The sequence below is a fragment of the Eubacterium sp. MSJ-13 genome (assembly GCF_018918235.1).
In the GTDB taxonomy this organism is placed as follows: Bacteria; Bacillota; Clostridia; order Lachnospirales; family Lachnospiraceae; genus Butyribacter.
The window spans coordinates 1-6534 of sequence record NZ_JAHLQE010000126.1 but is presented as its reverse complement, the minus strand read 5'-3'; the positions used below and the strand labels follow the sequence as shown (position 1 = coordinate 6534).

Genomic DNA, 6534 nt, shown 5'->3' with positions numbered 1-6534 from the left:
GGTTCATTTGAGCCCCTTTTTCTTTGGCTCATTTTTTCATAGCTTACTTGACACTATCTCTATTTTTGCACTCAAATTTAACTCAAGCCCTTCATTCTTTACTTAAAGCAAGACCATCCATAATAATTTTCTCCTAAAAATAAATATAGATAATATATTATCTATTATAACACTGTCAAGCGGATATTCGCAATCCGCTTTGCTGCTTGCTCATAACACTCTGAAAACCTGTTCCACTGCAAGCTCCATATTTTTCATTGCAGTTTCCGTCTGCATTGCAGCCTCTAATGTCGTCACTCCCCGGGCTATTGGAAAAAAAGCATCTATTCCATTCTGGTTGCATACACATGCATCATCAGATACATTTCCCGCAAAAGCAATTACTTTTTTACCATATTTTTTTGCAATCTTCGCAATACCTATCGGTGCTTTCCCCATCACTGTCTGACTATCAATTCTCCCCTCACCGGTCACTACAATATCCGCTGTTCTTATCTTCTCTTCAATACCGGCTGCCTGTATGATAAGCTGCACCCCGGGTGTAAGTTCTGCGTTTAAATATGCAAGAAATGCAAAACCAAGACCTCCTGCTGCCCCGGCTCCCGGAAGCTTCTCACACGACACACCAAGCTTCTGCTTTGTTTTGTCTGCAAAATTTTTCATTCCATTGTCAATAACCGGTTTCAGCTCATCGGTCACACCCTTCTGTGCACCAAATATATATGTCGCTCCTTTTTCACCATAAAGAGGATTATCAACATCACAAGCAACCTGAAAATTAATTTTTGATATCAAAGGATTTACTTTATCATCTATGATCCTCTCTACTTTTTCAAGTGCCGCCGCACCTTTCCCGACATCTTTTCCGTTTTTGTCCAGAAATTGATATCCAAATGCCTGCAGCATTCCAATACCACCATCGTTTGTTGCACTTCCGCCTATTCCGATAATGACTTTCTCACATCCTCTTTTTGCTGCATCCAGAATCATCTCTCCAACCCCGTATGTAGTTGCCATCATCGGATTTTTTTCACTTACAAGCGTGATTCCTGCTGCCGAAGCCATCTCCATAACCGCTGTTTTGTTCTCTTTCAATAAGCCATAATAACAGCATACCTTATCACCCAAAGGACCGGTGACTTCAAGTTCTATCTTCTCTCCGCCCATCCCTTCAATAAGTGCATCAGTCGTCCCCTCACCGCCATCTGCAAGCGGACATATACTTATATCTGCATCAGGCATTGCTCTTAAAATTCCTTTTTCCGCAGCTTTGCCTGCCTGCATTGAAGTCATGCTTCCTTTAAATGAATCTATCGAAATCAGTATATTCATATTTCCCTTTCTTAATCTATATATGCCAAAAGCCTCTCATGTTTTTATTCTACCACAATGAGAAGCTTTTGTATTAATATATTCTATCTATTTTAAATTGTATTTTTAACTATTAAAGTTACTTTGCACTAAATTTCTCAATTTCATCTTTTGTCGGTATAGCCGGGATTCCACCTCTTTTTTGAACGCACAGTGCCGCTGTTTTATTTCCATTTACTGCACATTCTTTTATCTCATCCCAGCTAAGAGACTCTATCTCTTTATCTTTCTTGAGATATTCACTTATAAAACCTCCCCAGAATGAATCCCCTGCACCGGTTGTATCGACTGCTTTTACTTTGAAGCCCTGCACTGTCTCTTTTTGACCGTTTGCAGCAACAAGAACTCCTTCACTTCCAAGTGTTACGGCGACAAGTTTTGGCCCCATTTCAAGAAGCTTATCTACAGCCTTTTCATAATCTGCTATTCCTGTAAGGATAACGATTTCTTCATCGGAAACTTTCATTACATCTGCATACTTTATAACAGATTTCATTTTTTCTGCCGCTATTTTTTCAGACTCCCATAATGATGCGCGATAATTAGGATCATATGAGATTACTGCTCCTGCCTGCTTTGCTATTTTAACCGCCTGTAAAGTTGCTTCGCCTGCCGGCTCATCCGTAAGTGATAACGAACCAAAGTGAAATAACCGGCAGCCCTCAAGAAGTTCTTTGTCAAGTTCATCCGCTCTTAACTGAGTATCTGCACCCGGTTTTCTCGCAAAAGAAAACTCACGCTCACCATTATCTGCTATTTCAACAAATGCCAAAGTTGTAAAATAATTTTTATCTTCTATTAAATTATCTGTACCTATTCCCTCTTTATGCAATGTATTTTTAAGAAATCTGCCATGCATATCATCACCGACTTTTCCTATAAATTCGGTATTATATCCCATATGACTTAAAACTGTCAGAAAATTTGCCGGAGCTCCTCCCGGATTCTGCTCAAAAAGCTTCTGACCATTGATACTTTCTCCTGCCTGTGTAAAATCAATAAGCAATTCACCTAATGCAACTACATCAACCTTTTTTCCCATGTTTTAAATCCTCCACAATCTCATTATAGCGTTTTTTATTTAAACGGTAAAAGAACAACACTATTGCAGTACAGAGCCACAACATTCCCGGAACTATGGTGAAAGCATATTTCATTATATTGATAATCTGTTCATTCTGAACCTGATTTGCAACATATCCGAACTTTCCAAGCAGTGATGCCAGAAGTGCCGTTCCTACTGCCATTCCTATCTTATTTCCAAGAGAAATAAATGCATACTGAAATCCGTCATTTCTAAGTCCTGTTTTCCACTCTCCATATTCAACACAATCAGGTATTATCGCATATATAGCTGTATTAAAACCAGAGAAGAAAAACTGTGTTATGCCCGACAGCGCATAAAATATAACCGGTGCGTCTTTTACACTAAAGAAAAACATGCTTATCATTGATATTCCGGTAAGGCAGGCAAATATTGATGCTGTTCTTCCCTTATTGTTTAGCTTTCTAAATACGGGCTGAAAGCATGCTGCACCTATAATGGATGGAATGATTATACACATTGAATATGTTGTATAATATGACGCATTACCTTCTACATATGTAAAATAGTATAATATGTCTGCATTTCTTCCATATAAGGTGATCCCAAATAACACCTGTCCAGCCAAAGCAAGTATATACGGTCTGTTTTGCATTACTGTCTTCAACTGAACCTTTATTGATATCTTCTCTTTTTCAGGAATTTCCACCTGTTCTTTTGTCTTTGCAAAGCAGAATATATGACAGGCTGCAAAAATACATCCATAAATTATGGCAACAATCAGATATCCACGCTGTGGACTTGTTTTCCCAAGCCTGCTTATAAGCGGAACAGTGATTATATTTATAATTCCTATTGCAATCATCGCAGCTACCGAACGGGAAGTATTTATCTTAGCTCTCTCATCAATATCCTGTGTCATAGCACCACAAAGTGTTCCATATGGTATATTAACACATGTGTAGCCTAATACAAGCAGACAATATGTGATAATCATATAAACTGTTTTTGAAGTATCAGACCAATCCGGGTGTGCCCAGAATGATAATACTAAAAGTACAGCTGTTATAGGAGCAGCGACAAGAAGCCATGGTCTGTATCTGCCCCATCTTGACTTTGTCTTATCCGTAAGACCTCCGACAATAGGATCATTTATAGCATCCCAGAATCTTGAAAACAACATCAGTGCTGACACTACCGTCATACTTATTCCAAATACATCAGTATAAAATATCATAAGAAAGTTGCTGACAAACATCCAGCTGAAATTGCATCCAACATCTCCAAAACCATATGCTATTTTACTTATCAACGGCACTTTACCATTTCCACTTTTATTTTCCATATGTACCTCCTGCCTGCTCTTATAGCACTTTGCAATCTGTTCCAAACTTTTCACTTTACAAAAAGCCGGTTTCAAATCTTATTTTTCCTGAACATTAATAATAACTTTCATTGTTGTTTCACGATTATCATCAATATACTGATAAGCCTTTAAGTAATCTTTAAACTTGAATACTTTTGAAATAAGCGGCTTAAGGTGAACCTTTCCATCATTTACAAGCTTAATCCCGTCAATGTAATCATCATGCCTGTACATCATTGTGCTCTTTATGTCGAGCTCATGATCATTTGCAACAGCAAGGTCAATTTCAGCCATACCGGCAAATACCGCAACCAACACGATTATACTTCCTTTTCTGGCATATTTTATCGCCTGTCCCATTGTTATATTGTTTCCTGCACAATCATATATAACATCCGCTTTATCAGGACCAAAAGCTTCTACCATAGCCTCTCCAAAATCTTTGTTCTTTGTATTGACACATACATCTATTCCACACTCTTTTGCTTTCTCCAAGCGAAGATCACTAACATCCGTAATCATAACCTTTGCTGCGCCCATTCCCTTTGCTGCCTGTGCAACGAGATTTCCTATCGGACCGGCTCCGATAACAACTATATTCATGCCTTTTACATCTCCGACCTGCTTAACACCATGTACAGCTACTGCCAATGGCTCTATCATTGCACCTTCTTCATAAGACATATCTTCCGGAATATGTGTAACTTTGGATGCATCTACCGCAAAAAATTCTGATGCTGTTCCTGTAGTCTGAAATCCCATAACCTTTAATTCTTCACAAAGATTATATTTTCCATGGCGGCATGGATAGCAGTGACCACAATATACCTGAGGCTCAATAGTAACCTTTTCACCCTCATGAAACTCAGTAACATCCTTTCCAACCTTCACGATCTCTCCTGATACCTCATGTCCCTGTGTAACAGGATATTTTGTAAAAGGATGTTTACCATGATAAACATGAATATCCGAACCACAGATTCCAATATTCATAATTTTAACTAACACCTGATCATCTTTAATCTCCGGAATCTCTACCTCTTTAAAAATTATCTCACCTGGTTTTGTCATAATCTGTTGTAACATAATCTCGTCCTCCTTCAAATCTTTTATAAAATGTTTTATTAAAGTAATTACATTATTGTACAAGAGTGTTATTTTGTCAATATCTTTTGTGCATTTCTACTTTTTGCATAAAATGACTGTCATTTTTTTGTGCATATATTACAAACATTCTCCCAAAACCATATCAATCCACATTTTTCATCAACTTGTTGCGAAAATATGTGATGAGAAATCTGTATAGATATGTAAACACTTTCCCATCTGCGACCAAAACTATTTACACTACTATATGAGCACTTTCCCATAAAATAGAAAAATCCCCAAAAACAAACTTTTTTAATGTTTGTCTTTAAGGATTTAATATTTGCCATATATTTTTATCATCCAACTTAATATAATAATGTTATTGGTTGTATAAAAACAAAACTCATATATTTTTTATAAATTCATAAAGAAAATACTTTGCTGCCCCAACTGCCGATGCTTCTCTTTTATTTGCACAATTTTTCAAATATCTTATATCTGTATCAAAATTATTGTATGACATGACCTTTTCTCCCAATGCCATCATATGCTCCGAAAGATAACCTCCAACCTCTCCTCCAAGAATAATATCCGTATCATATGCCATACGAATATTAGAAATTAAAATTGCAAGATCTGTAAGGTACTTGTCCCACTTATCATCAACAAGCTTATCTCCTGTACCTATACTTTTCATAAATTGTTCTAATGTTTCATGTTTATCATCAACAAGAACAGAAGCAGCACAATATGCATCTGCACAGCCCTCTTTTCCACAATAGCATCTGCGTCCCCCTGGAAATAAGATCATATGACCAAACTCGCCTGCCTTTTGAGCCTGTCCCTGAAAAAGTTTTCCATTTATACAAAAGGCACCTCCTAATGTATTATTTAATGACAGATATACTGCATTTTTATATTTATTCAAATTCTCAGCGTTCATAGCTGCATTTGCATCATTTTCAAAATATACAGGATATGAAAATGCCTGCTCAAAAAAACTAAGACTGTAATTTTCAAGTTGCAATGCGTGAGATTTTTCAATCATATGTCTTTCTCTATTTATTATTCCCGGTATTGAAATACCTACACCCAGAATCCTGTCTTTTATATCCATACCATTTATAAATTTTTCCACAAGTTCTGCAACATTCATACAATAAGATGATTCAGGAGAAAATTTCATTCTTATCCTCTCCTCTTTTTCCACCTCATATCTCATATTGACCAGTGCAATAACAAGATGATTTGCAGTTATCATAAGCCCAACTGCATATCTATACACCGGATTTATGCTCATCCCCTTAGCTTTCCTTCCTCCTGTAGACTCATACTCTCCATTTTCCACAACAATCCCTTCCTCAATCAGACCATTAACATTTGAAAGGACTGTTGGCATACTTAAATTCAATTCTTTTGAAATTTCAACCTTAGATGTAGTTTTATTATTAATAATATAATTTACAATATTTGACCTTGTCTTATATTTTTTAGCCGCTCTCTCCATGCAAAAGCTCCTTTTATTAAATATTTTATAAAACTTATATTACAACTTATTTTAGCCTTTGTAAAGCAACTAGTGTATTGACCCGTTGCTATTTAGTTAAATGACGCAGAATGAATTTTTCATTCTGCAAGGCGGAAGAATGAGCCGTAGCGGGCT

At 36.7% G+C, this 6534-nt stretch carries 5 protein-coding genes; all 5 read right to left on the bottom strand.

Annotation, left to right across the window (positions count from 1 at the left end; translation table 11 throughout):
* Positions 1–210 precede the first annotated feature (210 nt).
* The gene (locus KQI69_RS07945; RefSeq protein ID WP_216564831.1) at positions 211–1332 is read right to left on the bottom strand and encodes a glycerate kinase; all 1122 of its coding nucleotides are present in this window, start codon (positions 1330–1332) and stop codon (positions 211–213) included.
* A 118-nt stretch (positions 1333–1450) separates the two neighbouring features.
* Positions 1451–2413, bottom strand: coding sequence for a carbohydrate kinase (locus KQI69_RS07940; protein ID WP_216564829.1), 963 nt, complete (start codon positions 2411–2413; stop codon positions 1451–1453).
* Positions 2397–3761 (bottom strand): MFS transporter, encoded by a 1365-nt coding sequence (locus KQI69_RS07935; RefSeq protein WP_216564828.1) that lies wholly within the window; start codon positions 3759–3761, stop codon positions 2397–2399. The genes KQI69_RS07940 and KQI69_RS07935 overlap by 17 nt, the downstream gene beginning before the upstream one ends.
* 78 nt (positions 3762–3839) lie before the next feature.
* Entirely contained in the window at positions 3840–4868 is a 1029-nt protein-coding gene (locus KQI69_RS07930) for a zinc-binding dehydrogenase (RefSeq protein WP_216564827.1), read from the bottom strand.
* Positions 4869–5274: 406 nt separating this feature from the next.
* Positions 5275–6378 carry an ROK family transcriptional regulator gene (locus KQI69_RS07925; RefSeq protein ID WP_216564826.1) on the bottom strand — a complete coding sequence of 368 codons (1104 nt, stop codon included), beginning with the start codon at positions 6376–6378 and terminating at the stop codon, positions 5275–5277.
* Positions 6379–6534: the final 156 nt, after the last annotated feature.